This window comes from Jatrophihabitans fulvus, assembly GCF_054781375.1.
This window is the reverse complement of sequence record NZ_BAAGUN010000003.1, coordinates 401,068-426,838: the sequence shown is the minus strand read 5'-3', so window position 1 is coordinate 426,838 and position 25,771 is coordinate 401,068. Positions and strand designations below refer to the sequence as shown.

The following is a 25,771-nucleotide window of genomic DNA, read 5'->3' as shown; positions in this document are numbered from 1 at the left end:
CCTCACTGCCTCAGAACGTGTGCAGCAGTCGGCCGAACACGCCGAAGACGCCGAGCAGCAACGGCAGCAGCGCCACCACCGCGAGCGATTCGACGCGGTCGGCGATGCCGCGGACACGCGCGCGGACGTGGGCGGGCGGGTCGGCGACCGTGGCGACCACGGCGACGAGCGCGACGGCGGCGGTGGCGACGGTGGGCCAGGCGCTGCCGCCCGCGCGTCCGATCCACACCAGCAGCAGGGCGACGGCCACCACGGCGGCGGCGACGACGAGCGCGACGACCTCGGCCACGAGCGGGAACGCGCGCGAGCGCAGCACGGCGACCACGCCCGCCGTCGCCGCCAGCCAGCACGGCCACTGGTGCGCCTGGACGGCGAGCAGCGCGCCCGCGACGGACATGACGGCGGCGACGGCGACCGTCGTCCAGATCAGCGACGCGTGCGCGGCGAGCAGGGCTGCGTCGAGGCGCCGCCGCGTGACGGTGCCGCCGGCGAGGCGGCGGTCGTCGAGCCGGGTGAGGCCGGACGTCGTGACCGCCCAGTGCGGCAGCAGTCCGAGCACCGCGGCACCGGCGACGATCACGATCGCGTCGGCCTCCTCGGGCTGCAGCGGACCGTGCCGCAGTGCGAGCCACGCCGCCGGGAGCAGGACGGCGGCCAGCCCGCCGACGGCGGCGCCGCGGGAGCGCCGGGCCGCGGCCGCGACGACCAGCGCCACCCCACCGGCCCCGAGCGCGACGCCGAGCCGGTCGGCGACCGTCCACCCGCGGGCGGGACCGGCGACCACGCCGGCGACGGCCGCGCCCGCCGCGGCGAGCACCGCGAGCCCGACCGCGGGGCGCGTGACGCGCGCGACCGCGGCGAGCAGCGCGACGACCGCGACCGCTCCGGCCGCGACGAGCAGCTGGACGAGGGCGTCGTGCGCGCCGACCCGCCCGATCGTGTCGAGTGCGAGCACACCGCCGGCGAGACCGGCTGCGGACGTGAGCGTCGCCGTGCGCGCGGCGTCACCCCACCGTCCGGTACGGGCCTCGAGGTCGGTCGCGGTCTCCTCGGTGACGTCGGTGACGACGGGTGGCGGCGGCACCTCGTCCTCGGTCACCAGCCGCAGCACGGTGCCGTCGGCGATCTGCAGCGACCCGAGCGACTCCTCCATCGGCAGCACGTCGCCAACCGCGGTCGCGAACACCCGGCGGCGCGGTTCACCCGCGGTGGACTCCTGCAGCACGGCGATGGCCTCGCCGAGCAGGGTGCCCAGCGGTTCGTCGGACGGCAGCACGAGGTCGGCCCGGTTGGTGCGGCCGACGAGCGTGACCCGGCTGAAGCCGCCGGCGGGACGTGACTGCTCGGCGGACGCGCCCGTCGCTTCGGGAACGAGGGTCATCGGACGACCACCACCGACAGGCTGCGGTCGTCCTTCGCGTCGCCGGTGTGCGAGCGGATGAACGACACCGCCGCACACGCGGCGCAGGCGACCGCGGCGACAACGAGACCGACGATCAGGGCGCGGACGTTGTCCGACGCCGTCCGCCGGGCTCGCAGCGCGCCGTGCAGGAACGCATCGCGCAGCCGGCGGCGGCGCACCCGCACCGTCTCCAGCAGCGTCGCGTCACGATCGCGTGCCACTCGTCCCTCCCTCCGGACCACCCGTTGCGGGTGTCGTCAAGCAATACCCAGCATCTGCGCAAAAGCCGGTGAGACCTCGACGATGCGCTGTGGCCCGAGATGACGGACCAGCGCATCGACGTCGTCCCACGGGTCCCGACCGTCCGCCCCGATCGCCCAGACCAGTCCCGGCACACGCGGACGCCCGACCGTCCGCGGGGGCGGCAGCGGCGCCTCCCGGGCCCGGTCTGCCCCCAGCGCGCGCACGGCCCGCGGCCCGACGAGCACGGCGGTGGGCAGCGGGGCCGCGCGGCGGCGCGGCACCTCGGTGAGGTCCGCGGCACCGGGCCGCGCATAGGTCCACGCGAAACCGACGGTGCCCGCCTCGCCCAGCGCGAGCAGCGCGTCCACCGATCGTCCGACGACCCGGTCGAAGGCCAGGTCGAGCGAACCGACGGACGCGACGGCATCGATCTGCTCCTCGACGCCGCGGTCGGTGCGTTGCACGAGCACGGTGGCGAGCAGCGACCGCCCGGCCGCCGCGGGCGTGACGACGACGAACTGCGTGGGGTCGGGCATCCGCCGCCGCGCGAAGGCCGTGAGGTCGGACGGACGCCACGACTCGGTGACCGGCTCGTACAGGCCCCACCCCGCCGGTGGGGCGGCGGTCAGCACGCGCGACAGCGCCTCGATCCCGTCGCCGACGCGGGTGTGCACGTCGGCGCGGTGCTCGACCGTGGCGGCCACGATCACCTGCCACGCGGCGGCCTCGCGGTCGGCGTCGGCGACGGCCTCGAACTCGGGCACCGGCGGAGTCACGGCTGCGGTCGCGGTATCGGGCACGACCACCCGACCGTCCTCCAGACCGAGCGGGATGCCGCTGGCGGCGTCGTGGATCCGCCCGTCCGGCAGCTGGACGACCCAGTGCAGGCGTCCGCTCATCGCCAGTGCACGCACCGCGGGGGTGACCCGCCCGTCGGGGCCCGTGACCAGCACCGGGACGCGTCCCGCGCGGGTCTCGCCGACCACCGCGTCGACCAGCCACGACGACAACCCCACCACCGTCCGGTTGGACAGCATCACGGCGCTGTCGGACGTGACCACGTCGACGGCCGGGTGGGGAGCGGACACGTCCCCGCATTCTGCCGCGACGTGATCACGCCTGCCTGCTGAAGCCACGCTGATGGGGACAACTCCCCTCAAGTGGACCGAAACGGCCGATGCGAGGTAGAAGTAATGGGACGTTCGGCCCGATTCGCCCAGCGCGACGTCGCCGCGGGGCCCGGGCGTGTGGATGGGGAGGAGACGCAGCATGAAGTTCGACATGGGGACGAACACGCTCACGACCCTGGTGTCGCAGACCCAGGGCCAGAGCCAGGACCTCGGCTCACTGATCCAGGCGCTGGTCGTGGCCGCGCAGCCGCTGGAGAACAAGTTCAACGGCGCCGGCAAGCAGGCCTTCGACGCCTTCAAGTCGCACACCGACCAGATCACGCGCAACCTCAACACCGCGCTGTCCAGCATCATCGGTGGACAGTCCGGCATGAACCGCAGCTTCACCGAGGGCCAGAGCGAGTTCTCGCAGAACGCCAGGTCCGCGATGGGCAGCGCGAACTTCAGCGCCGCCAGCTTCGGCCGCTCGAACTGACCGGGAGGGGAACCAGTCATGCCCATGGACCGCAACAGCTACGACACCGCCGCCTCGGGTGACGCGCAGGGCAACCTCGCGAACGTCATCGCCCGGCTCGAGCAGGTGCTGAACACCCGCGACCAGCAGGTGAAGGCGGCGATGGCCGACTTCCAGGCCGACGGCGTCTCGGACGAGTACCACGGCAAGGAACTGCAGTGGAAGTCCGCCGCGTCCGAGGTCCGCTCGATCATCGCGATGCTGAAGACCGTGCTGAACGAGAACGACGGCACCGCCCAGTCGACGCTCGCCAAGGCGAAGGCGGCCGTCGGCGGCATCGGCTGACCCGGGCCGCAGAGGTTCGGTGATCTGAACGATGGCCCGCTGGGACATTCGACCGTCCGGCGTGGGCTCGGTGCTGACGAAGACCGAGTCGCACGCCAAGGACCTCGGCGACGCCGGCACGGCGACCGGGAAGGCGATCGAGGCGTGCGGCACGGCGCTCGGCAAGAGCCTCGTCGCCGTCGCCCTGTCGGACTTCGCGACCAAGCGCGCGCCCGAGCTGTCAGCCGCCGCCACCCGCATCCGCGCCGCCATGGGCGGCACGGTGTCGGCGGTCAACGCGTACATGAACGGTGATCGCGAGATGGCGCTGCGCGCGCAGCGCGCCGCGACCGCACCCACGAACCAGGGCTGACGCCGGACGACCCGCTGCCGGGTCGCCGCATCACGCCATCACGGAAGGACCGTCCCGGTCATGGCGGACAAGAACGCCCCCATCAACTCCTGCGCCATCCCGACGTTCGACCTGGACGCCGGGGCGCTGCAGTCGGCCGCCGGCTCGCTGGCGACGTCCGCCGCATCGATCCGCACCAGCGGCGCGGCGATCAAGACGACGTGGGCGGGGTTGTCGAGCGTGTACGAGGCGCCCGAGAGCACGACGCTGCTCGCGGCCATGGACCCGGTCGCCACGAACACCGACGCGTTCGCCGACGACGCGACGTCCGTCGCCACGATTCTGAAGAACTTCGCCGCCGAGGCCGGGCCGATCGCGGCGACGATGGCGCAGGCGAAGACGGACGCGGCCGCGCTCGAGAACAAGATCGCGGGCAAGGACGACTGGCGCGAGGACGACGACCTCGTCAACGAGAACAACGACATGGTCAAGCACGTCAACAGCACGCTGGTCGCGTTCCAGGCGGCCGAACGCAAGGCGGCCAACGCGATCGAGGCGCTCATCGGCGGACACCGGTTCCACGCCGTCGACCCGGACTCCGAGAAGCAGGACAAGTACGCCTACGGCTTCGAGTCCATCCCCGACGACGCGCAGATGCCGTGGGGCGGCAAGGTCGAGCACAAGGACGGCTGCTTCGCCTCGACGATGACGCACATCGGTCACTTCTTCGTCGGCGTCGGCAAGGGCCTGTGGGGCATGGTCACCGGCGTCTACACGCTGCTGAAGAACGGTCTCGGTTTCGGTGGCTGGGACAACTTCGTCGCCACCTGGAAGGGCCTCGGCCAACTGGGCATCCTGCTCACCCCCGGGCTCGGGATGATCGTCTACGGGCCGAAGGGTTACGCCCAGCGCATGACCAACCTGGGCAAGCAGCTCGTCCACTGGGACGACTGGAAGAAGGACCCGTCGATGGCGGCGGGCGAGACGACCTTCGACATCCTGACCATCGTCGGCACCGGTGGCGCCGGCGCTGCGGCCAAGGGCGGCTCGAAGGTCGCCGAGCTGGCCGCAGACGGCAGCAAGGCGGCCAAGGCCGCCGACGCCGCCGCGGGCGCAGGCAAGGCCGGCGAGGTCGGCAAGACCGGCGGGCTCGTCAACGACGGCATCAAGCTGTTCAGCAAGTACGCGGACATCAAGAACCTGCCCGACCTCGGCAAGTTGCCGAAGATCGGCGACGTGACCAGCGCGCTCAAGGGCAAGCTCGCCGACCTCACGCACCTCGGCGGCGGCAAGTACGCCGACGACCTCAAGCTCCCGCACGCGCAGACCCCGGACGGCGGGCCCGGTCTCACCGCCACGCATCACGGCGACGGCGTCCCGGTGCGCACGCCGGACCGCGAACCCGCGCGGGTGGGCGGCGGGGCCCACGAGACGCCGACGGGTCCCGGTCCGGCGCCGCACAGCACCGGCGGTGGTGGCACGGACGTGCCGAGCGGGCCGCACCCCGACTCGCCGTCCGGCGTCGGCGGCTCCGGTCCCCACGCGGATGGTCCGTCCACCCCGGGGCACGGCAACGGCCCCACCGATACCGGCACGCGGCCGGCCGGCGGGTCGTCGCACGAGCCGCCCCGGGTCGACCACGAAGTGCACACCGACGCGCCGGGCCCGCGTACCGCGTTCGCGAAGCAGACCGATCTCCAGCCGAACACCGCCTACCACGTCGACGGTCGCGGAACCTTCTACACCGACGACACCGGCCGGGTGGTGCAGGTCGAGACGCAGGCGGGCGGGAAGGGCCACCTGAACGCGGACCTGATGGACCCTCAGCCCAACGTGACCTACGTGGTCGACGGCCGGCACACCTACCACACCGATGCGTTGGCGCGGACCGATCACGTGCACGTGGACCAGTTGCATCTGGGTCACGCCGACCGCTCGCCGTCGGTGACCGCGCGCGTCGGCCGTGAGGGCGGCGACGGCTACGAGGGTGGACACCTGATCGGTAAGGCGTTCGGCGGTGGCACCGAGCGCAACAACCTCGTCCCGATGCTCCGCGAGATCAACCGTGGCTCCGGCGACAACTTCGGCAACCTCGAGCGTCAGTGGCGCGATCTGCTCGCCAAGGATCCGCACAGCTCGATCACCGTCGACATCCGTCCCCAGTACGCTGCCGGCAGCACCGTCCCCCGCAGGATCGTCGTCGACTACCAGATCAACGGCGGGGATGTCGTCCGAAAGGTCTTCCGCAATGGCTGAACCAGCACGATCCGACCCCGAACGCGCACGGGAGCTGGTCGAGACCATCGGACGTTCTCTGCACGGGTCGATTCCGTCCGGTGCCGAGCGGATCGAGCTGGTGTTCAGCGAAGTCGGCTTCGGGTCCCAGTCGGTGGCGCACGCCGTCGTCCCGGACGGTCGGGTCCCGGTGCTGCCCGAGCTGGACGTGCAGGACGCGGCCGAGGAACTGCGCGAAGCCATGTACCGACCCGGCGCCGGCACGTGGTTCTCTGCCACGTTCACGGTGACGCGCGAGGGACGCATGGACGCCGACTTCGATTACGACACCGAGCCCCGATGGGACGAGGGTGTTCCCGACGAGTGGTTCTCGAAGGACCTGGAGCGCTTTCCGCGCGACGACGCGAACCGTCCCGACTGGTTGAAGGCCAAGGTCACGCCCGGCGACTGATCCGACATGGACGCCATCACGTTCGCCGTCGAGGACGCGCTGTTCGACGAGGTCCCCTATCGGCCCTGGATCTCGCCGTTGGGGACGCCGCGGTCTGGTGGCGATCACGGTGACCGCCGGGTGATCGGGCGCCTGCGGGGCGAACCCGTGGCGGTGACGGATCTGCCGCCCCACATCGTGCACCGGAGCTACCCGCCGGAGCATGCCGTCACGATGCAGTACTTCGAGACTGCGCGTGACGTGCTCGAGTGGGTGACGCACAGTGCCGCCGGTACCCGGTTTCTCGGCCCGGCCGCCACCTGGCCGGCCGAGTTGCGTCACCGGGTGGCCGCCCGCGCCGTGCACTCCGGACTGGTCTGGGACGCCGAGGGCAACATCTCGATCCCCCCGGACCCGCGGACCACACCGCAGGACCCGCGCCGCACCCTCCGCCTCGCGCCCGCCGACGACGGCAGCTGGAGCGTCCTGGACGCCGACACCGAACCACCCCGGCCACTCGGTCCCGGCGACGTCGGCACCGCGCTCGACAGCCCGCTCTACGACCTCGATGGTGACGACCCGTTCCTGCTCGTCGTTCACCTCCTCGGCGACGGACCGATCAGATGACCGAAGCCGATCCGCGTCAACCGCGCTCATATTCACGCACTATCGCGCAAATTCAGGTCTGGCGCTGATCCAGGCAATCGAATAAAATCGAACACGTGACGGTGATCGAGTTGCGTCCCTCGGTGGTACCCGAGGTGTTGGACGTGCTCGAACAGCACCGCACGCTGCGCGCTCAGCTCGACGCGATCGACACCGAGCACCTCGCCGCGTTGATCATGGATCCCGACCCGTACCGCAACGGGGTGCCGGCGCTGGACAAGGAGTTCATCGTCGAGGACGTCGCGCTCGCTCTCGGGGTCGCCTCGTCCACCGCGGCGCGCAAGCTGCACTACGCCGAGACGGTGGTGCTGCGCTTTCCCGAGACGCTGGCCGCGATGCATGCCGGGCGGTTGAACTGCACCTACACCGACCGGTTGATCGAGCTGACCGGGCACCTGTCCGACGAGCAGGCCGCCGCTGTCGAGGCCGCGGTGCTGCCGGGCGTGGAGCGGCAGACCGTTCCCCAGTTCAAGCGGGCTGTTGCCCGTGCCGTCGCCCGCATCGCTCCGGGCGAGGACGAGCAGCGCCGCGAGCGCGGCGAGGCCGACCGCCGCGTCGCGTTCACCCCGCAGAACGACGCCACCGGTGAGCTGTGGGCGTTGCTGCCCATCGAGCAGCTCACCGCCATCGAATCCCTCGTCACCCAGCACGCGAAGACTCTCGGCGAGCAGGACCGCGCCGCCCACCGCCTCGAATGCCCCGACTGTGCCGACGCCTCCCCCGCCGAGTTCGGGGCCTGTGGGGTCGAGCTGCGCACCCTCGACCAGCGGCGGGCCGACGCGCTGTGCGCCCTCGTTCGCGGCGAGATCGGCGGGCTGTGCCCGAAGGTGAACGTCACCGTCTCGCTCGCCACCCTGCTCGAGCTGTCCGACGCCCCCGGCGAGCTCGAGGGCCACGGCCCGATCCCCGCCGCGGTCGCCCGCGCGATCGCCCTCGACCCCACCGGCTCGTGGCGCCGGTTGGTGACCGACGAGTGCGGCCGACTGGTCGACGTCACCTCCACGACCTACCGACCGCCGCGCCCCATGGCCAGATTCGTCGAACTACGAGACCGCACCTGCAGATTCCCCACCTGCAACCGCAACGCCGCCAGCTGCGAACTGGACCACGTCCGTCCCTGGCCCGCCGGACCCACCGCCCCACGCAACCTCATCCCACTGTGCACCCGCCACCACCACCTCAAACACGACGCCCGCTGGCACGTCCAACGCCTGCGCGACGGCACCGTCCACTGGACCAGCCCCACCGGCAAGACCTACGACCGCCCACCCGAACCACCCCTGGCCACCTAGACCACCCCACCGACCCATACGACGAACGACCCGTACGCGAGCAGCCTCGTGCTGCCCGCGCACGGGTCGTCGTCGTGCTGATGGCCGCCTGAGCGGCGCCGGGCGCCGTGCAACGCGCCGCGCCTCCGTCCCGTCATCCGCACGGATGACGACACAGAGGTCGTCCTCGTGCGAAGGAGCAAGAATGCGCAAATTCATCACGACCATCACGCTCGCCGCGGCCGGCGCCGGCCTCGTTGTCGCCGCCACCCCGGCCCAGGCGGCGACCAGCCACATCGCACTGGCGCGGGCGGACTGGATCGAGGGCTCGAAGGCCGTCGCCGCGGTCGAGGGCAAGTACTGGGCGAAGGCCCGCGGCGAATTGCGGCACTACGGCGCCCGCTACGCGGCCGAGCGGCGCGACCTCACCACGCTGATCTCGATCCCGCTCACGGACACAATCCCCGCCCAGCGGGCCACCGCGACGCGGATCACGCGCGAACTGAACGCGTTCTTCCACACCCCTGGCCTGTACGGCGTCGCCCCGGCGGCAAGCCACCTGACCCTCGCGCGCCGGCAGTGGGTGGCGGCCAACCAGGCCCCGGCCGCGAACATGGACCACCATCTGCGCCTCGCCGCGCGACAGCTCGCCGCCTACGGCAAGAAATACGCGATCCAGCGGGGGCAGGTCACCCGTCTGGCCGCGCTACCCATCACCGGGCTGACCAAGGCCCAGCTCGCGCAGGCGTACCGGCTCGTCCATGCGCTCAACGTCTTCTTCCACACGCACTACTGAGCCGGTGCGTCGTCGAACCGGTCCGTCGGGATCACCGCGCCGACCGCCAGCAGGACGCAACCGGCGACGGTGAGGTGGAAGCCGTGGTTCAGGTGCGTGCACAGCTTCACCGGACCGCTTCGGCGACTCGGGAGCGGACCACTTCGCACTGGCCGCGCACCATCGCCTTCCCGGCTTCGCCGGCGCTCACGACGAGGTGAGGCGGCGGTCGGCCATGAACGCCCGCAGCCGGTCGCTCGGCGGCGGGACCGTCGAGGGAGCCAGGTACTGCAGCCGCACCGTGAACCCGGCGTTGCGGGTGTGCAGCAGCAGCGATCCGACGCCGGGCGGGTCGGGCACGATCTCGCGGGTTGTCGGACCACCGTGCTGCACCCGCACGACGATGCGCACGGAGTCGACGAGTGCCTCGACGTCGCGCGTGACCAGGTCCGTCCGACCGGTCCCCGGGTCGATCGACCGCACCGTCCGCACCACGAGGCGCACACCGGGCGGCAGGTAGGACCGTGCGAGTTGCCGGAGCGGAACGGGGACGGTCGCGTCGACCACGCACCGCGGAACCCGACGGCACGGGTCGGCGACCGGCGACGGCCGCGGGAGCACCGGAACCGGGGACGGCCGCAACGAGGCCGTGGTCGGCGTGGGTGTGGGGCCGGTGTCGTCCTCCGGCTGCAGCACGACGACGGCCACCGCCCCGGCGAGCAGGACCGTCGCGAGAGCTGCGACGACCCGTCCGCGCCGTGGCGGTGGCCGTGTCGGTCGGCTTTCCGGACCGTCCCCGGAGAGGAACTCGACGCTCACCGCACCGGCCGACGGTCCGCGAGGGTCAGCTGACCTTCGAGCGCAGGAAGTCGAGCGTGCGCGACCACGCCTGCTCGGCGAGCTCGGGCTTGTGGGTGCCCATCTTGTCGTCGGGGTTCATGAAGGCGTGGCCGGCGTCGTAGTAGAAGAACTCGACCTCGACGCCCGCCTCGCTGCGGATCTGCTCCTCGACCTGGCGGGCGTCCTCGGCGGACATCATCTGGTCCTCCTTGCCGTAGTGACCCTGCACCGCGGCGGTGATGCCGGCGTAGCTCTCCGGTGTGCCCGGGCCGACGCCGTAGTAGGGCACCGCCGCGCTGACCCGGTCACCCTCCTGCGCGGCGAGCAGCAGCGCGAACGCGCCACCCATGCAGTAGCCGACGACGCCGAGAGTCGAGGACGTCACGGCGTCGTGGCCGAGCAGGAAGTCGACCGAGCCGGCGAGGTCCTTCGTCGCCTGCTCGACCGGCAGGGAGTTCAGCATCTCCCCGGCCTCGTCCGAGTCGTGCGCGACCCGTCCGCCGTACAGGTCGGGCGCGAGCGCGACGAAACCCTCGGACGCGAACCGGTCGACGACCTTCTTCAGGCTGTCGTCCAGGCCCCACCACTCCTGGATCACGATCAGTCCTGGACCGGACCCGCCCTCGGGCGTCGCGAGGTAGCCGTGCGCCGTGCCGCCGTTGCTCGGGAAGGTGACGTTCTGGAAGGGCTGCTCGGACATGGGACTCCTCGTTCGGGGTGTTCGACTGTCGGACGGACCGTCTCGATCGTGCCCAACACGATCGAGCCTCACACCGCCCCGGGTCGATGTGTCGCGCGTGATTCGATGGGGCGATCGCATCCCGAGGAGAGCCCGTGACCGAACCGACCGCGACCGGCGTGACCCCCGAGCGACTGCGCGGGCTGCGCCGGTGGAACCTCGCGCTGACCGTGCTGCACGCCGCCCAGGCCGTCGCCGTCCTCGTGCTGGCCAACGACTTCGCGATCACCGTCACCTCGACGTTCCCGCAGGGGCCGCCGGGGATGGCCACCCCGGCGCCCGACCGGCTCGTCGACGTGGCCGTCGGCCCGGCCATCGCCGCGTTCCTGCTGCTGGCGGCGGTCGACCACCTGCTCACCGCGACGGTCGGACGCCGTCTCTACGAGCGCGACCTGCAACGCGGCATCAACCGGTTCCGGTGGGTCGAGTACTCGGTCAGCGCCACGATCATGATCGTTCTGATCGGCTTCTACTTCGGCCTGACCGACATCACGACCGTGGTGGCCGTGGTGGGCGCCAACGTGGCGATGATCCTCTTCGGCTGGTTGCAGGAACGGATGAACCCACCGGGCCGCGAGCGCACCACGATGCTGCCGTTCTGGTTCGGCACCGTCGCCGGCGCGGCGCCGTGGATCGCCATCGTCGTCAACTTCGTGGGCGCGGGCAGCGGTGTGCCCGGGTTCGTGGTCGGCATCTTCGTCTCGCTGCTGATCTTCTTCTCGACCTTCGCCGTCAACCAGTACCTGCAGTACCGCGAGATCGGCCCCTGGCGCAGCTACGCGTTCGGCGAGAAGACCTACCTCGTGCTCAGCCTGATCGCCAAGTCCCTGCTGGCGTGGCAGATCTTCGGCGGGTCACTGGCCGTCTGATCGCCGGCCGGACGCAACCTCACCCGCTCCGCGCGCGTCCTTGAAGGAGAGAGGCCCGCAGGGCCGGACGAGGAGGATGCATGCCGCAGGACCCGAGGCCGACGATCACCCGACGGGCACTGCTGGGCGGTGCCGGCGGTCTCGGCCTCGCCGCGGCTCTGGCCGCGTGCACCTCCGGCGGCCGGACGACCCGCTCCGCCTCCCCCGTCGCGGCGGCACCGTCGGCGTCGGCCCCGTCCACCTCGGATTCGGCCGCCACGGATTCGGCCGCCACGTCGCCGGCCGGCACCCCGTCCGACCCGCCGAGCACGACGCGACGTCCCCAGCCGCCGTCGCCCGTCCGGGTCACCACCCCCATCGCGGACGGGACCGTGCTGGGCGTCGGCATGCCGATCGTGCTCAGCTTCGACCCGACGCCGACGGACGCGTCCGCCTTCGTCGAGGCCGCGAAGGTCACGGTGAACGGCAAGCCCGTCGACGGGGCGTGGTTCTGGAGCCACAACCTCAGCGGCCAGCCGGTGCAGGCCCACTACCGCACCCGGGAGTTCTGGCCGGCGAACTCGACGGTGAAGCTCGACCTGCCCATCGGCGGGCTGTCCGCCGGCAAGGGACTCGTCTACCGCGACGAGTTGAGCTCGGTCACGTTCCGTACCGGCGACAAGCGGGTGACCCGGGTCGACGGCCGCACGCTGCGTGCCACCGTCGAGGTCAACGACCGCGTCGTCCGCACCATGCTCGTCTCGCTGGGCGCACCGGCCACGCCGACGTTCAACGGCATCAAGGTCGTCATGCAGAAGGGCGAGACCGACCCGGCCACCGGGCGGCTGCGTCCGGACGGCGCGGTCAGCATGAGCGACGACGCCGGCACGTACCGCAACCACATCGTGCCGTGGGCGGTGCGGGTCACGACGTCGGGCGAGTACCTGCATGCCGCGTCGTGGAACAACCGCCTCGGCCAGGTGAGCAGTTCCAACGGCTGCACGAACCTCTCGACCCAGGACGGTCACTGGTTCTACGACTTCGCACGGCTCGGCGACGTGGTCGTGTACCGCAACTGCGATGGCGGCGAACTGCAGTCGTGGAACGGCATCGCCGACTGGAACACGCCGTGGGGCACCTGGACGCGCGGCGGCCTGCTGGCGCCGTGACGGGCCGGGCTACGGTCGGGACATGCGTGCTGTGCAGCTCACCGAGTTCGGTGGACCGGAGACCCTGATCGTCCGCGACCTGCCCGATCCCGAACCGGGCGATGGCCAGGAACTGATGGACGTCGTCGCCGCCGGCGTCAACTACGCCGACACGCACCAGACCGAGGACTCCTACCTCGCGAAGCAGGAACTGCCGCTGATCCCGGGGTCCGAGGTCGTGGTCCGGGACGCGTCCGGCCGGCGCCTGCTGGGCCTGGTCGGCAGCGGCGGGTACGCCGACCGCATCGCGGTCGATCCCCGCACGCTGTTCCCGGTGCCGGACGGTGTCGACGACGGCCAGGCCCTCACCACGCTGGTGCAAGGTGCCACCGCATGGCACCTGCTGCGCACGAGCACGCACCTGCAGCCCGGTGAGACCGTCGTCGTGCATGCGGGCGCCGGCGGGGTCGGCACCCTGGCGATCCAGCTCGCCAGGCGGTGGGGCGCGGGCCGGGTCATCGCCACCGCGAGCAGCGAGAGCAAGCGGCAGCTCACCCTCGACCTCGGGGCCGACGTGGCGGTCGACTCCCGCAGCGGCGACCTGCGCACGGCGCTGCGCGAGGCCAACGACGGCAAGGGTGTCGACGTCGTGCTCGAGATGACGGGCGGGCCGGTGTTCGACCAGAGCCTCGCCGCCCTCGCCCCGCTCGGCCGGCTCGCCGTCTTCGGCATGGCCGGGCGGACGCCGCCGCAGCCGGTCGACCCCGGACGCCTCATCGGCCGCAGCACCGCCGTCGTCGGATTCTGGCTGGTGCACGTGATGCAGCGTCCGCAGCTGTTCGCCGAGGCCGTCACCGACCTGCTCGGCGCGATCGCCTCGGGCGACATCCGTCCGGTCGTTGGAGAAACCTACTCACTCGATAACGCCGCCGACGCCCACCGGGCGCTGCTCGACCGCTCGTCCGTCGGCAAGCTGGTGCTCACGCCCTGACGTTGTCACCGGGCGGCGCTAGCGTGCCCCTGACCGGCGACGACGAGTGACGAGGAGTGCCATCCATGGCCGAGGTCCTGCTGTTCCATCACGTGCTGGGGTTGACCGACGGCGTGGCGGCGTTCGCCGAGACGCTGCGGGAGGCGGGGCACACCGTGCACGCGCCGGACCTGTTCGACGGGCGCACCTTCGATTCGCTCGAGGACGGTTTCGCGCACAGCCAGACCCTCGACCTGGGCGCCCGGGCCGACGCCGTCGCCGCTGACCTGCCCGCGAACCTGGTCTACGCCGGGATGTCCCTGGGCGTCATGCAGGCGCAGCGGCTCGCCCAGACACGTCCCGGCGCGCGGGGCGCGCTGCTGTACGAGGCGTGCGTGCCGATCTCCGGCGAATGGGCCTTCGGACCGTGGCCGGCGGGCGTTCCGGTGCAGGTGCACGGCAAGGACGACGACGAGTTCTTCGCCCACGAGGGCGACATCGACGCCGCCCGTGGGCTGGTCGCCGAACTCGGCGACGAGCAGGCGCAGCTGTTCACGTATCCCGGCAACCAGCACCTGTTCGCCGACGCTTCACTGCCGACCTACGACCCGGAGGCGACCGCGCTGCTCACGCAGCGCACCCTGGAGTTCCTGTCCGCGCGGTGACGTGAATGCGCAGGACCCCGACGCCCGCCGGGGGATTCGGGCGTCGGGGCCGTACGAACGCCGTGACGCACGGGGGACGCCACGGCGAGTTCTCATGCCGCGAGGCGGCGGGTCACCTCGTCGAGCACCTCGGCCATCCGCGCCGACACCTCGCGGTGCAGCGCGCCGAGCGCGCAGGACGCGTCGCCGGCGACGTGCGGCGTCCCGTCCGGGACGGGCCCGAAGGCGTCGACCCGGACGACGTCCGCCACGCGGCGCACGCTCACCCAGCGGGGCAACCACGCCGCGGAGAACGGGTCCGCCACGAGGGCGTGCACGGTGTGGGCGGCGTCGGCGACCGCGAGCAGGCGGTGCCCGTCGCCGTGATCGTGCTGGGGGTCGGCGTTGGTGTAGATGCGGCGGACGGGGCTGCGGTCGTCTTCGTGGTCGTCGCCGTGGTCGTCGCCGTGGTCGGCGTTCCGGTCGGCGTTCTGGTCGGACAGGTGGTCGGCCACGTCGATCTCGGCCAGCACACGAAGACCCTGGCGCGCGGTCTCGTCGCGGATCATCTGCATGACCGCGTCGATACCGGCTCGCACCGATGTCGTCGTCGTGGAATGCACGGCCCCGTCCGTCCTACGATGTGCGTCCGCGTCCGCGTCGCTCCACGTCCTACCGTGGCGACACGCGCTTGCGCCCGCAGGTGCGGGCCTGACCCTACGAACTGTGCCGGAAGGTCACGCCGATGAGCAGAGCCGAACGCACCAACTTCCCCGGTGCCGATGCACTAGCCGAGCCGACCGATGCGTCCGCCCCGGCAGCCGAGGCGCCGTCCGCGGCCCGCATGATCACCGACCTGGCACACGCGCTCAACGACGACGACTGCCGCGCCAGCATGCGCAAGGCGGTCGAGATCATCGCGCCCGCCCTGTGCGCCGGGGCGGTGCTCGTGCTGGCCGACCCCCCGGGCTACGAGGGGCAGGTGCTGTCGGCGACCTCGGCGGACACGGTCGCGGCGCTGCAGATGGACGCGTCGCTCCGGCTGGCGCTCGCCGCGATCCGCGACGGGCAGCGGCCCGGCGACGAGCCGTCCGCGCTGACCGACCGACGGCTGCGCGACGCGCTCGTCCCGCCCGCGGGGCAGCAGGCGATCGTGGCGGCGGTGCACGGTGACGACGGCCTCGTCGGCGCGCTCGCCTGCTGTCGCGACAGCGACTCCGACGGGTTCGCCGACACCGACGAGGGCGTCCTCGGCGCGTCCGCCGGCGTGATCGACCTGCTGCTCACGATCTCCCGGCAACGCTACGAGCAGGAGCGGCTGGCGCGCCGCTGGCAGGAGGCCTTCGACTCCGCGCCCGTCGGCATGGGGTTCCTCGACGCCGCCGGACACATCGCCCTCGTCAATCCGCGGGGCGAGGAGATCTTCGGCCGCAGCGCGTCGAGCCTGGCGGGCCTCAACTGGCGCGAGCTGACGCACCCGGACGACGTCGACACCGAGGAACGGCACCTCGCGGAGGTGCTCGAGCAGCGGGCGCCCCGCATGGTGCACACGAAGCGGGTGATGCGACCCGACGGCGAGGCACGCTGGGTGCAGGCGTCGACGGTCATCCGCGCGGCCGCGGCGGACGAGCCGGCGGAGTACTTCACGCAGCTGCTCGACATCACCGACCTGAGGGCGGCCGAGAACGAGGCCCACCACTTCGCTGCCCTCGTCGAGGGGACCGCGAACTTCGTCTGCCTCGCCGACCTCGACGGCCGCCTGACCTACCTCAACCCGGCCGGACGGCGGCTCGTCGGGTTGACCGACGACGCCGACGTCACCGCGTTCCAGTGGTCGGACTTCCTCACCTCCGGCGCAGCCGACGTCCCCGCGCTGGCGCGGCTGCGCGTCGACGGTCACGCACGCGAGATGCTCGAGCTGCGCTGCCGGGGCGGCTCGCCCGCCCGCACGGTCGACGCCACCGCGCTCGTCCTCACCGAGCCCGGCACCGGCACGCCGATGGGTCTCGCGGCGATCCTGCGCGACATCACCGACGAGGTCGAGGCGCGGCGCGCGCTCGAGCGGGTCAGCGAGCAGCGACGTCAGCTGCTGCAGGAGGTGGTGACCGCCGAGGAGAACGAACGCGGACGCCTCGCCGAGGTGCTGCACGACGAACCGATGCAGCTCGTGGCGGCGATCGGGTTACGGCTGCGTGCCCTGGCCGGCACGCACGACCCGGCCGACGAGGTGCGCACGATCATCGATCTCGCCGATCGCACCGGACAGAGCCTGCGGGCCGTCCTCAGCGGTCTCGACGTCGGCCCGGCGGACGAGTCCTTCACCTCGATGATCGCGGAGGCGGCGCCGCGGTTGTGCCCGGGGGTCGAGGTCACCGTGACCGGCGAGCCGGGCCCGCTGCCGCACACCGTGGCGCTCGTGCTCGCCCGGGCCGTCCGCGAGGCGCTGAACAACGCCGGACGGCACGCCCACGCCTCGACCGTCGCCGTGACGTTCGCTCGCGACCCGGGCGGCCTGGACGTCCGCGTCACCGACGACGGTGTCGGCATGGGCCGCGTGCCGGAGCGGCGCGGACACCTCGGGCTGCGCACGCTGACCGCTCGCATCGAGGCGCTGGGCGGCCGCTGCACGGCCGGGGACGCCGACGGTGGCGGCTCGCTCGTGCACCTGTGGCTGCCGGCGGAGGTGCTGGCCGGGGCGTGAGTCAGCCGGCCGAGCCGACCATCACGCTGCGGACGAGCTCGACGACCTGCGACTTCTCGGCGAAGTAGGACGCGCCCGCGGCGAGCATGCGGGTGCGCTCCCCGACGTGCGTGGAGGTGCTGACGATCGTCGTGCCCGGCCACCGGTCGCGCACGGTCGTGACGAGGTCGGCGCCGCCGCCGGACATCCGGACGTCCAGCACCACGATGTCGACGTGGTCGCCCTCGAGCGCCTCGACGGCGTGCGAGCCGCTGCCGGCCAGACTGACCCGCAACGGCCGGACAGTGCCGCCGCGGCTACCGCCACGGCCGGCGAGCGCGTCGCGCAGGGCGTACCTCACGTCCGCCTGGTCGTCGGCGATGAGCACGTGCAGACCGGACGCGGGCGCGTTGTCCGGATTCATCCTTCGAGCTTGACCGCCCGACCACCGGGCCGGTAGGTGCGATTGCACTATTACGCCTCGAGGATCGACTCCCGCGTCGCGATCGCGGCCGCCTCGAGCTTCGAATGGGCGCCGAGCTTCGTGAGCACCGACTGCACGTGGTTGCGCACGGTGTTGACCGACACCACGAGATCGTCGGCGATCTGCTGGTTCGACCAGCCGGACACGATGCCGCGCAGCACGTCACGCTCGCGGCCGGTGAGGTCGGCGCCGGGACTGCGGCGCGCCGCGGACCGGGTCCGCGCGATGCGGCCCAGCAGCCGGGCCAGCAGGTCGGGCGCGACGGTCGACTCCCCCGTCGCGGCCCGGGCGATCGCCTCGCGAACGGTGTCGAGCGAGCCGGTCTTGGTGACGAAACCGGCGCAACCGGCCTCGATCGCCGACAGCAGCACCCGTTCGTCCTCGACCGCCGTGACCATCACGACCGCGGCGTGCGGGGCGAGATCGGCGATGGCGCCGGGCCCGTCGAACCCGGTGGTGTCGGGCAGGCGGTAGTCGAGCAGGACGACGTCGACGTCGTGCTCGCGCAGTACGCGCAGCCCGTCCGCCAGGGTGGCGGCGACGCCGACCACCTCGACGTCGTCGTCGCTCGCGAGGGCGACGCGCATCGCCTCGGCGAACAACACGTGGTCGTCGATGACCAGCACTCGAGTCGCGATGAGGGACCTCCCGGTCACAGGCCGTGGGTGCGCTCAGTATGCGCCAGACGCCTGCCCCTCCCCCGTCGCGAGGCGACCGGAGTTCCTCACGCGGAGCGCGCAGCGGTGGGCCGACGTCGCGCTGCCGCGCTCACGAGGAAGAACACCGCACCGAGGACGGCGTAGCCGGACAAGCCCGCCGGTGACACGGTGTCACCGGTGGCCATGACCACGAAGGCCGCACCGGCGACGGTCGAGAGCACGCCGCTGGCCGCGAGCGGTACCCGCGCCCGCCGTGGGGCGTCGGCGCGGACGGTGGCGATCGCCTGCGCCGCCCCCGACAGGACGGCCCACGCACCGAAGGCGGCGACGACCGCTCCCGCGGTGGACGACACGGTCGCGACGACCAGGACGGCCACGGCCGCCACGTCGATCACGGCGGCCGCCGCGTCGTGGCGGTTCCGGGGGCCCGCCGCGAGCGCCGCGAGATCGATCAGCGGATAGGCGGCGACGAGCAGCCCGGCGGCGAGGCCGAGGTCGGACCCCGTGCCGACCGGTCCGGACGGGAGGGCGGCGAGCAGCGCCCCCGCCCAGACGACGGCGAGCGCGGCGCGGGCGGCGGCGACCCGTCGCGCGCGGACCGCGAGCGGCCGGACGGCAGGGCGGGGTGATGCGGTGGTGTGCATGAGGTCTCCTCGTCGTATGCATCTGATCCGATGCATCATAATCGATATATCTGATCCGATGCATCACATCGGATACGCTGCCGTCGTGAAGACCGCTGATCTCATCTGGCTCGGCGAACGCCTGGCCGACCTGGGCAGGCACCAGATGCGGGCACAGCTGCCCGACGTGCCGACGACCGAGTTCGTGATCATGCGACACCTCGTCGAGCACGCGCCGTGCACCATCGGCTCGCTCGCGTCGCGTACCGGCTACGCCCAGAGCCGGGTCTCGGCCGCGGTGGCGAGCCTCGTGGACCGGGGGTGGGCCCAGACCGGGTCCGACCCGTCCGACGGCCGCCGCACGCTGGTGTCGGTGCCCCCGCGCATCAGGCGGGCCGCCACCACAGGACTCGACGCCGAGGCGACCGGCCTCGACGAGGTGCTGGCCTCGCGCCCGGCCGCGACCCGGCGGGCGGTGCTCGCGGGCCTCGACGACCTCCTCGAGATCCTGCGGGACACCCCGACCGCTGGTTGACTCGGCACGTGCCCACGTTGCTGCCGGGCCCCGGGGCGCCCGGGGCCGACCTGCCCGTGCGTCCGGCACTCGCCCCCGTCGCCGCCGCCGTGGGCTCCCACGGCACGGCGCTGCTCGTCGCCCCGCCGGGATCGGGCAAGACCTCGCTGCTGCCGCTGGCGCTCGCCGACGCGGTGACGGGTCGGGTGGTCGTCGCCGAGCCGCGGCGGCTCGCCACCCGGGCCGCGGCGGCGCGGCTCGCCGCACTGCTCGGCGAGCGGGTCGGGGGTCGCGTCGGCTACGCGATGCGCGGCGAGCGGGTCGGTGGGCCGGACGTCCGCGTCGAGGTCGTCACCACCGGACTGCTGGTACGCCGGCTGCAGCGCGACCCCGAGCTGCCCGGCGTGTCCGCCCTGGTGGTCGACGAGTGCCACGAACGACAGCTCGACAGCGACCTGTTGCTCGCGTTCGCCGGCGACGTCCGCGCGACCCTGCGCGAGGACCTGGCCGTCGTCGCCACCTCGGCCACCCCGGACGTCGACGCGCTGCGCCGGGCGCTCGGGGCCGACGTGCCCGTCGTCGCGGCCGAGGGGCTGCTGCACCCGGTCGACATCGTGTGGGCGCCACCGCCGGTCCCGGTGCCGTTGCGCGCGGACGGCCGCGTCGACGACCGGATGCTCGAGCACGTCGCGGCGACGACGCGGCGGGCGCTGGCCGAGAGCGACGGGGACGTGCTCGTGTTCGTCCCCGGCGAACGGGAGGTCGACGGGGTCGTGCGGCGCATGGTCGGGACGCCCACGACGGTGCTTCCCCTCTTCGGGCGGCAGTCCCGCGCCGAGCAGGACCGCGCGCTCTCCCCCGCCGCGGGCCGGCGGGTCGTCGTCACCACCGCCGTGGCCGAGAGCTCGCTGACCGTGCCCGGCGTGCGTGTCGTGGTCGACGCCGGGTTGTCCCGCGAGCCGCGGACGGACCACGAACGCGGCCTCGGTCGGCTCGTGACGACCGCGGTGTCCCGCGCCGCCGCCGATCAGCGCGCCGGACGCGCCGGACGCGAGGGCCCGGGCCGCGCGTACCGCTGCTGGAGTGCCGACGCCCACGCGCGCCTCGACCGGTTCGCCCGTCCGGAGATCGCGGTCGCCGACCTCACCGGGTTCGCGCTGGCGTGCGCGGCCTGGGGCGCGCCGGGCGCGGGCGGTCTCGCGCTGCCCGACCCGCCGCCCGGCCCGGCCCTCGAGGCGGCGACGGACCTGCTGCGCCGCCTCGGCGCCGTCGAGGCGGACGGCCGGGTGACCGACCGGGGCCGGCGCATGGCCGAGCTCGGCGTGCACCCCCGCCTGGCCCGAGCGGTGCTCGACGGAGCACCACTCGTCGGCGGTGAGCGCGCCCGCGGGATCGTCGCGTTGCTGTCGGACGAGTCGCTCACCGGGCGGGCGTCCGGCGACGATCTCGCCGCGGTGTTTCGCGCCGTCGCCCGGCGCGACGACCCAGGCGCCACGCGACGGTGGCGCGACGAGCAGCGGCGGCTGGGCGACGGCGGTCCGCCGCGCACCCACCTGCCCGACGACCTCGCCGTCGCGACCGTCGCCGGGCTCGCGTTCCCCGACCGCGTCGGACGGCGGCGGCGGGCGGACGGCACGTCGTACCTGCTCGCCAACGGCACGGGCGCGGCGCTGGACGACGCGTCGCCGTTGCGCGGGTCGCCGTGGCTGGCGATCGTCGGCGCCGACCGGCCGTCCGGCCGCGCCGACGCCCGCGTGCGGCTCGCCGCCCCTCTCGACGAGACCACCGCCCGCCTCGTCGCCGGGGACGCGCTCTCCGTCCGGGACGAGGTCGCCTGGCGCGACGGTGCGCTCGTCGCCCGCCGGGTCGAGGCGCTCGGCGCGATCGTGCTGCACGACGAGCCGCTCACCGCGCCCGATCCGCTCGCGGTCGCCGCCGCCGTGCGCGACGGCCTGCGGGCCTCGGGCCTCGGCGTGCTGCCGTGGCCGGACGCTGCCACCGGCCTGCGCGCCCGCCTCGCGTTCCTGCACGCGCGGCTCGGCGAGCCGTGGCCCGATGTCGCGGACGAGGCGTTGCTCGAGCGGCTCGACGAGTGGCTCGGACCCGATCTGGTCCGGGTGCGGCGGGACCGCGACCTCGCCCGTGTCGACACCACGTCCGCGCTGCGCCGCCTGCTGCCCTGGCCCGCGGCGACCAGGCTGGACGAGCTGGCGCCGGAACGGCTGACGATGCCGACGGGATCGCGGATCCGGGTCGCCTACGACGGTGACGCCGCGCCGGTCGTGGCCGTCCGGTTGCAGGAGGTGTTGGGCTGGACGTCGACGCCCGCCCTCGCCGACGGACGCGTGCCCGTCGTGCTGCACCTGCTGTCACCCGCAGGACGGACGGCCGCGATCACCGGTGACCTCGCCTCTTTCTGGCGGACGGGATATGCGCAGGTTCGCGCAGATCTGCGCGCGCGGTACCCGAAGCACGCCTGGCCCGAAGATCCGCTCACCGCGACGCCCACGCGGGGTGTGCGGCGATGACCCTCCATGCGCCTCGACCCCGCAACCGCCCTGGAGGTTCCGCGGGTTCTTTCGTGACCCCGAACTTCCCGGACCAGCGCGACATTGCCGTCCACTGGTCGTAACCGCTCCGCTTTCGCCACGCGGTCGTGGTCACGGCTCGCGTTGACCTCGGACAGGATCGATGCCGACCGCCCGCAGGTCGTCCAGCGCCTGATGCGCCGTGCGGTCGAGGCGCGGTGACGTCCAGGGCGGTGTTGCTCGCGAGGTCGGCCACACAACGATCGTGTGCACCTCGTCCGTCTTCTGCCCCCACCGCACGCCAGGCGCGGCAGACGCGTCCCGACCCTCGACCTCGACGAATACGCGGCACCGTGAAGCGGCGGGAAACCGATGCCTCGCGACTGTCGAACCGGCACCGTCCACGAGGTGGATCGTTCCCGTGGGCGTCTGCAGATCGCAGGCCGACGCGACGCCCGCACGTTCGTAGACACCCTCGGGTTCCGCATCGAGCCACGCCACGTCGACGTCCAGGTCACCGGCTTCCTTGCCGGGGATGATTTCAACCGATCGAGGCAGGCGCCAGCGAAGAATGCCGTCGGTCGGCGGGAAGACGTAATGCGCGTCATCGTCGTCGGTCGAATGCTCGGCGTTGCCGTCGGCATCGGGCCCTACCGCGACGACGGAATAGCGGAAGTGGTCTTTCCACAACGTGTGTCGGACCGTCGGCAGACCACTCAGCACGCCCCACATGCTGAGCAGAGGCAGGCGCCGTGTCAACGACGGGCACCGCCGACCGCTGCCTGCAGCACGTTGACGGTGGGATCTTCGACGTCGATACTTCGCACGGCCAGGAGGGGGCTGCTGTGAGACGTTGCTCTATCGCGCTCGGCGTGCTCGTCGCGCTCGTTGTGGGATCCATGGGTGGGCAGGCGTCGTCCGCCGCGCCACCGACCGCACCGCGGACGATGACGGCCGCAGCCCCAGCGTCGGCGAGCGCCGCCTCGATACCTCACGATCGCCAGCAGAGCGTCGACCTGGCAGGGCAGAGGCCCACACAACCGAGTGCTGCGGACGCACCGGCGACGTCCGCGGGGCTGCGGCCGGATTCCGGCACGGCACGCGAGAAGCGGGGCGCCAGCGCCATCCGTCGGCCAGGCCTCACCGCGCACCGGTGTGTCGATGCCCGAGGTTCGTCATCGCGCTGGTGCGTCACCCGCACCTTCCCCGACGGCGGCACGGCGATTCCGAGGCGCACGATCGAGCGGGTGAATCGCACGGCAGCGAGTTCCGCGTCCGGTTTCGCCTTTCCTGACGGGTGCAGCGACATCCCGTTGGAGACGGCCATAAAGCTGCCCAACAACGTGTACTCACCCGACCGCAACACCGGTTGCGCCTACTATCGGTTCACCCTGGAGCTCTCGTCGTCGAGCGGAGCGAAACTGGGAAGCGCCGAACTGATCGCGACCGAGTATTGGCTGCTGTCCACAGAATCGCTCACCGTCACGCACGGCATCGACGTCATGTTGAACTACGTCACGGGGGTGACGAAGGGTGTCTTCGTCGCCATGACGAGCGGTTGCGCGACCGGCGCCTTCTGCACCGCGACGCTCGTGGGCGAGAGCAATCCGGTCGCGTGGGCGAGCGGCGTGAACATGCAGCGCGTATGGCAGGAGACCTACTTCAGCAACTCCTCCGAGAGCGGTCAGATGTACCCGGACCCCTCGACCTCGGCGCAGCTCTACTTCGGCAGCACCGAGCCGGTGAACGGCCAGGCAGTCGTGCCGTACTCGGGTGGCATCAGCCCGTACAGTGCCTTCCGCTGCGACAGCAACGTTCCCGCGAGCGACGAGGACCCGGACCCCGACACCAGCTACACGCAGCCAGGCTGCGTCGAGCCGCGCGCCGCCGCAACGGTGGTCTTCGACGCCGCCCAGAACACCAAGGTCAATCCGGTGGCAGAACACATGGCCGCCGCACAACGCACCTTGTCCGGCCATCCCGGTCAACCCGGCTTCAAGAAACCCCTGCATCGAATCACCAGGTCGGTCGACATCACGCGGAACAGGACGGGCGCCTGCGCCGACTTCCAACCATTGCCGCCAGCGGCCAAGAGCTGTGACGAATACCCGTTCGCTTCGACGATCGAGGGCGGTCCTGGCGAGACACTGAGCACCCAGGCCGTTCCGCTGTCCGCGAACAACAGCCAGGGGGGCATCCTCTCCTCGCAGTACCGCAAGCTGCACATCAACGACGGCGACGCCTTCTACGTCGACATCCGGTTGTTGACGTCCGGGCCTTCCGTGATGGTCGCGGGAGACAGCATCAGCCAGGGACTCGAGGGCGACTACACCTGGCGTTACCGGTTGTGGCAACACTTCGCCGCGAACGGGGTGGACTACAACTTCGTCGGCCCTCGAAGCGGAGCACACGACCTCTATTCCGGGTTGCCAGACGCGGGCCGTTACCGCGTGCAGGCGTGGGACAGCTTCCACGAGGCGCTGTGGGGCCGGCAGCTGAAGGACGAAGCCGGCGTCATCGCCGGCCAAGTGGCGACCTACCGTCCTGACGTCATGCTCGTCGAGCTCGGGGTCAACGACCTGATCTGGTTGGCGAGCTCCCCCGACCAGACCCTGAGCTATCTGCGACAGTTCGTGGCCAATGCGCGCTCGAGCAATCCTGACCTGAAGTTCGTGATCGGGAACGTGATGAACCGGACGCCGATCGACTCGCGTCCTGACATTCCCAGCCTGATCTCGAGCTACGACGCGAAGCTTCCTTCGGTCATCGCCGAACTCACGACCGCTCGGTCACCTGTTGTCCTGGCCGACCTGCGCTCCGGCTTCGATCCGGCGACCGACACCCATGACGGGTTGCATCCCAACGGCATCGGTGAATACAAGATCGCTCGTACCTTCGCCAACGTGTTGTCCGGTGCCTACAAGATCGGACCGTCGTTCGGCGCCGTCCCGGCCAGCGTGCCCGACCTGCCGATGACCGTGCCGACCTTGAAGGTCACGCCGAACGACAAAGGCGCCCTTCTCTCGTGGTCGCACGTGTACGGGGCCGACGGCTACTACGTGTGGTCGTCGGCGAGCACGGGAAGCCTGTCCAGGCTGCCGTTGCCGATCGCGGATGATCATTGGCAGGTCCAGGGACTGAGCAGCGGGCAGAGTGTCAGCTTCGCGATCCAGGCACGCCGATCCGACACCAACGTCGGCGCGCGATCGGCCGCCATCACGGTCACGGTCCACCCGAAGACGCCGACCAGGCCGACCGGGCTCACGGCGACGTCGTGCACGACGTGCACGTACGCCACGATCGGCTGGACCGCCGCGAGCGGCCTCGACTACACGGTCTCGTGGGTGAACGTCACGAAGGCGCCATCGTCCCTGCAGTCCAAGACCAGCACCACCGGGACGCTGAAGATCACAGCGGCCAAGGGCGACCTCCTGCGCGTGTCGGTGAGTGCCGTCAACTCGTACGGGGAAGGGCCCGCGGCGGGTGTGCCCGCCGTCTACGCCGGCTATGGCGCGCCGAGCGCGAACACACTGTCGAGCGCGACGTACCAGACGACGAGCACCGCACTTCTCAGGTGGACGGCGTCGTCGCACGCCACTGCGTACTACATATGGCAATACGCCGGCACGAGTGGGCCATGGCAACGTCTGCCGATCGCGCAAACCACGCTGTCGTTCACTGCGGGATTGCTCCTCGGCAGGCCATGGCGCTTTCGCGTACAAGCCATGAACGGCACGATGGCCGCCGCCAACTCGAACGTGGTGCAGGCCTCGTAGGAGGTGGGGTTGGGATCGTTCGAGCCCGACCCGGCG

The 25,771-nt window shown here is 72.1% G+C and carries 26 protein-coding genes; 16 read left to right on the top strand and 10 right to left on the bottom strand.

Annotated features, from left to right (window positions below; translation table 11 throughout):
- Nucleotides 1–10: 10 nt before the first annotated feature.
- From eccD to ACYVP9_RS13945, 3 genes are read right to left on the bottom strand one after another with little or no spacing between them, the layout of a single operon-like run.
- A complete protein-coding gene (gene eccD / locus ACYVP9_RS13955; protein WP_460605465.1) occupies nucleotides 11–1,381 on the bottom strand; it encodes an EsaB/YukD family protein in 1,371 nt (456 codons plus the stop codon).
- Nucleotides 1,378–1,623 (bottom strand): hypothetical protein, encoded by a 246-nt coding sequence (locus tag ACYVP9_RS13950; RefSeq protein WP_460605464.1) that lies wholly within the window; start codon nucleotides 1,621–1,623, stop codon nucleotides 1,378–1,380. The genes eccD and ACYVP9_RS13950 overlap by 4 nt, the downstream gene beginning before the upstream one ends.
- 36 nt (nucleotides 1,624–1,659) lie before the next feature.
- Nucleotides 1,660–2,733: a DUF6177 family protein gene (locus tag ACYVP9_RS13945; RefSeq protein ID WP_460605463.1), complete on the bottom strand. Its 1,074-nt coding sequence runs from the start codon at nucleotides 2,731–2,733 to the stop codon at nucleotides 1,660–1,662.
- 181 nt (nucleotides 2,734–2,914) lie between these two features.
- On the opposite strand from ACYVP9_RS13945, the gene ACYVP9_RS13940 reads away from it, so the two are divergent.
- The 8 genes from ACYVP9_RS13940 to ACYVP9_RS13905 all read left to right on the top strand — a co-directional run bounded on the left by ACYVP9_RS13940 (nucleotide 2,915) and on the right by ACYVP9_RS13905 (nucleotide 9,303).
- Nucleotides 2,915–3,250 (top strand): hypothetical protein, encoded by a 336-nt coding sequence (locus ACYVP9_RS13940; RefSeq protein WP_460605462.1) that lies wholly within the window; start codon nucleotides 2,915–2,917, stop codon nucleotides 3,248–3,250.
- A gap of 24 nt (nucleotides 3,251–3,274) precedes the next feature.
- A complete protein-coding gene (locus tag ACYVP9_RS13935) occupies nucleotides 3,275–3,574 on the top strand; it encodes a pore-forming ESAT-6 family protein (protein WP_460605546.1) in 300 nt (99 codons plus the stop codon).
- A gap of 31 nt (nucleotides 3,575–3,605) precedes the next feature.
- On the top strand, nucleotides 3,606–3,926 hold the full coding sequence (locus tag ACYVP9_RS13930; protein ID WP_460605461.1) for a DUF6507 family protein: 321 nt from the start codon (nucleotides 3,606–3,608) through the stop codon (nucleotides 3,924–3,926).
- Nucleotides 3,927–3,986: 60 nt separating this feature from the next.
- A complete protein-coding gene (locus tag ACYVP9_RS13925; RefSeq protein ID WP_460605460.1) occupies nucleotides 3,987–6,161 on the top strand; it encodes a DNA/RNA non-specific endonuclease in 2,175 nt (724 codons plus the stop codon).
- Nucleotides 6,154–6,591, top strand: coding sequence for an antitoxin YezG family protein (locus ACYVP9_RS13920; protein WP_460605459.1), 438 nt, complete (start codon nucleotides 6,154–6,156; stop codon nucleotides 6,589–6,591). The genes ACYVP9_RS13925 and ACYVP9_RS13920 overlap by 8 nt, the downstream gene beginning before the upstream one ends.
- A gap of 6 nt (nucleotides 6,592–6,597) precedes the next feature.
- Entirely contained in the window at nucleotides 6,598–7,197 is a 600-nt protein-coding gene (locus ACYVP9_RS13915) for a hypothetical protein (RefSeq protein WP_460605458.1), read from the top strand.
- 95 nt (nucleotides 7,198–7,292) lie between these two features.
- Nucleotides 7,293–8,528 carry an HNH endonuclease signature motif containing protein gene (locus tag ACYVP9_RS13910; protein WP_460605457.1) on the top strand — a complete coding sequence of 412 codons (1,236 nt, stop codon included), beginning with the start codon at nucleotides 7,293–7,295 and terminating at the stop codon, nucleotides 8,526–8,528.
- A 184-nt stretch (nucleotides 8,529–8,712) separates the two neighbouring features.
- Nucleotides 8,713–9,303: a hypothetical protein gene (locus ACYVP9_RS13905; RefSeq protein ID WP_460605456.1), complete on the top strand. Its 591-nt coding sequence runs from the start codon at nucleotides 8,713–8,715 to the stop codon at nucleotides 9,301–9,303.
- 186 nt (nucleotides 9,304–9,489) lie between these two features.
- Here ACYVP9_RS13905 and ACYVP9_RS13900 read toward each other — a convergent pair whose 3' ends face one another.
- Both ACYVP9_RS13900 and ACYVP9_RS13895 read right to left on the bottom strand, forming a co-directional pair.
- On the bottom strand, nucleotides 9,490–10,101 hold the full coding sequence (locus ACYVP9_RS13900) for a hypothetical protein (protein ID WP_460605455.1): 612 nt from the start codon (nucleotides 10,099–10,101) through the stop codon (nucleotides 9,490–9,492).
- 25 nt (nucleotides 10,102–10,126) lie between these two features.
- A complete protein-coding gene (locus ACYVP9_RS13895; protein WP_460605454.1) occupies nucleotides 10,127–10,822 on the bottom strand; it encodes a dienelactone hydrolase family protein in 696 nt (231 codons plus the stop codon).
- A gap of 134 nt (nucleotides 10,823–10,956) precedes the next feature.
- On the opposite strand from ACYVP9_RS13895, the gene heR reads away from it, so the two are divergent.
- The 4 genes from heR (at nucleotide 10,957) to ACYVP9_RS13875 (ending at nucleotide 14,492) form a co-directional block, all read left to right on the top strand.
- Entirely contained in the window at nucleotides 10,957–11,730 is a 774-nt protein-coding gene (gene heR, locus ACYVP9_RS13890) for a heliorhodopsin HeR (protein WP_460605453.1), read from the top strand.
- A gap of 80 nt (nucleotides 11,731–11,810) precedes the next feature.
- The gene (locus ACYVP9_RS13885; RefSeq protein ID WP_460605452.1) at nucleotides 11,811–12,878 is read left to right on the top strand and encodes a L,D-transpeptidase; all 1,068 of its coding nucleotides are present in this window, start codon (nucleotides 11,811–11,813) and stop codon (nucleotides 12,876–12,878) included.
- Nucleotides 12,879–12,900: 22 nt separating this feature from the next.
- Entirely contained in the window at nucleotides 12,901–13,848 is a 948-nt protein-coding gene (locus ACYVP9_RS13880; protein WP_460605451.1) for a quinone oxidoreductase family protein, read from the top strand.
- Nucleotides 13,849–13,913: 65 nt separating this feature from the next.
- Nucleotides 13,914–14,492 carry a dienelactone hydrolase family protein gene (locus ACYVP9_RS13875; protein ID WP_460605450.1) on the top strand — a complete coding sequence of 193 codons (579 nt, stop codon included), beginning with the start codon at nucleotides 13,914–13,916 and terminating at the stop codon, nucleotides 14,490–14,492.
- Between the two features lie 92 nt (nucleotides 14,493–14,584).
- Here ACYVP9_RS13875 and ACYVP9_RS13870 read toward each other — a convergent pair whose 3' ends face one another.
- Complete coding sequence (locus ACYVP9_RS13870) at nucleotides 14,585–15,094, bottom strand: hypothetical protein (RefSeq protein WP_460605449.1); 510 nt, start codon at nucleotides 15,092–15,094, stop codon at nucleotides 14,585–14,587.
- Nucleotides 15,095–15,216: 122 nt separating this feature from the next.
- Here ACYVP9_RS13870 and ACYVP9_RS13865 point away from each other — a divergent pair, with 122 nt between their 5' ends.
- The gene (locus ACYVP9_RS13865) at nucleotides 15,217–17,172 is read left to right on the top strand and encodes a PAS domain-containing sensor histidine kinase (RefSeq protein ID WP_460605448.1); all 1,956 of its coding nucleotides are present in this window, start codon (nucleotides 15,217–15,219) and stop codon (nucleotides 17,170–17,172) included.
- Between the two features lies 1 nt (nucleotide 17,173).
- Here the strand turns inward: ACYVP9_RS13865 and ACYVP9_RS13860 are convergent, their stop codons facing one another.
- The 3 genes from ACYVP9_RS13860 to ACYVP9_RS13850 all read right to left on the bottom strand — a co-directional run bounded on the left by ACYVP9_RS13860 (nucleotide 17,174) and on the right by ACYVP9_RS13850 (nucleotide 18,938).
- On the bottom strand, nucleotides 17,174–17,575 hold the full coding sequence (locus tag ACYVP9_RS13860; protein ID WP_460605447.1) for a response regulator: 402 nt from the start codon (nucleotides 17,573–17,575) through the stop codon (nucleotides 17,174–17,176).
- A gap of 50 nt (nucleotides 17,576–17,625) precedes the next feature.
- Nucleotides 17,626–18,291, bottom strand: a complete 666-nt coding sequence (locus tag ACYVP9_RS13855; protein ID WP_460605446.1) for a response regulator — start codon at nucleotides 18,289–18,291, stop codon at nucleotides 17,626–17,628.
- 68 nt (nucleotides 18,292–18,359) lie between these two features.
- On the bottom strand, nucleotides 18,360–18,938 hold the full coding sequence (locus ACYVP9_RS13850; protein ID WP_460605445.1) for a hypothetical protein: 579 nt from the start codon (nucleotides 18,936–18,938) through the stop codon (nucleotides 18,360–18,362).
- Between the two features lie 85 nt (nucleotides 18,939–19,023).
- Here ACYVP9_RS13850 and ACYVP9_RS13845 point away from each other — a divergent pair, with 85 nt between their 5' ends.
- Together ACYVP9_RS13845 and hrpB are read left to right on the top strand one after the other, a co-directional pair.
- Entirely contained in the window at nucleotides 19,024–19,452 is a 429-nt protein-coding gene (locus ACYVP9_RS13845) for a MarR family winged helix-turn-helix transcriptional regulator (protein ID WP_460605444.1), read from the top strand.
- Nucleotides 19,453–19,469: 17 nt separating this feature from the next.
- A complete protein-coding gene (gene hrpB / locus ACYVP9_RS13840) occupies nucleotides 19,470–21,959 on the top strand; it encodes an ATP-dependent helicase HrpB (RefSeq protein ID WP_460605545.1) in 2,490 nt (829 codons plus the stop codon).
- Between the two features lie 132 nt (nucleotides 21,960–22,091).
- Here the strand turns inward: hrpB and ACYVP9_RS13835 are convergent, their stop codons facing one another.
- Nucleotides 22,092–22,682, bottom strand: a complete 591-nt coding sequence (locus ACYVP9_RS13835; protein WP_460605443.1) for a hypothetical protein — start codon at nucleotides 22,680–22,682, stop codon at nucleotides 22,092–22,094.
- Between the two features lie 29 nt (nucleotides 22,683–22,711).
- Between ACYVP9_RS13835 and ACYVP9_RS13830 the strand changes: the two genes are divergently transcribed.
- The gene (locus tag ACYVP9_RS13830; RefSeq protein WP_460605441.1) at nucleotides 22,712–25,735 is read left to right on the top strand and encodes a NucA/NucB deoxyribonuclease domain-containing protein; all 3,024 of its coding nucleotides are present in this window, start codon (nucleotides 22,712–22,714) and stop codon (nucleotides 25,733–25,735) included.
- Nucleotides 25,736–25,771: the final 36 nt, after the last annotated feature.

Excerpts from the sequence above, each read along its gene's own strand:
- eccD (WP_460605465.1), bottom strand. The coding sequence starts at position 1,381 with ATGACCCTCGTTCCCGAAGCGACGGGCGCGTCCGCCGAGCAGTCACGT.
- ACYVP9_RS13940 (WP_460605462.1), top strand. The coding sequence starts at position 2,915 with ATGAAGTTCGACATGGGGACGAACACGCTCACGACCCTGGTGTCGCAG.
- ACYVP9_RS13935 (WP_460605546.1), top strand. The coding sequence starts at position 3,275 with ATGGACCGCAACAGCTACGACACCGCCGCCTCGGGTGACGCGCAGGGC.
- ACYVP9_RS13930 (WP_460605461.1), top strand. The coding sequence starts at position 3,606 with ATGGCCCGCTGGGACATTCGACCGTCCGGCGTGGGCTCGGTGCTGACG.
- ACYVP9_RS13925 (WP_460605460.1), top strand. The coding sequence starts at position 3,987 with ATGGCGGACAAGAACGCCCCCATCAACTCCTGCGCCATCCCGACGTTC.
- ACYVP9_RS13920 (WP_460605459.1), top strand. The coding sequence starts at position 6,154 with ATGGCTGAACCAGCACGATCCGACCCCGAACGCGCACGGGAGCTGGTC.
- ACYVP9_RS13915 (WP_460605458.1), top strand. The coding sequence starts at position 6,598 with ATGGACGCCATCACGTTCGCCGTCGAGGACGCGCTGTTCGACGAGGTC.
- ACYVP9_RS13905 (WP_460605456.1), top strand. The coding sequence starts at position 8,713 with ATGCGCAAATTCATCACGACCATCACGCTCGCCGCGGCCGGCGCCGGC.
- ACYVP9_RS13895 (WP_460605454.1), bottom strand. The coding sequence starts at position 10,822 with ATGTCCGAGCAGCCCTTCCAGAACGTCACCTTCCCGAGCAACGGCGGC.
- ACYVP9_RS13885 (WP_460605452.1), top strand. The coding sequence starts at position 11,811 with ATGCCGCAGGACCCGAGGCCGACGATCACCCGACGGGCACTGCTGGGC.
- ACYVP9_RS13880 (WP_460605451.1), top strand. The coding sequence starts at position 12,901 with ATGCGTGCTGTGCAGCTCACCGAGTTCGGTGGACCGGAGACCCTGATC.
- ACYVP9_RS13875 (WP_460605450.1), top strand. The coding sequence starts at position 13,914 with ATGGCCGAGGTCCTGCTGTTCCATCACGTGCTGGGGTTGACCGACGGC.
- ACYVP9_RS13865 (WP_460605448.1), top strand. The coding sequence starts at position 15,217 with ATGAGCAGAGCCGAACGCACCAACTTCCCCGGTGCCGATGCACTAGCC.
- ACYVP9_RS13860 (WP_460605447.1), bottom strand. The coding sequence starts at position 17,575 with ATGAATCCGGACAACGCGCCCGCGTCCGGTCTGCACGTGCTCATCGCC.
- ACYVP9_RS13850 (WP_460605445.1), bottom strand. The coding sequence starts at position 18,938 with ATGCACACCACCGCATCACCCCGCCCTGCCGTCCGGCCGCTCGCGGTC.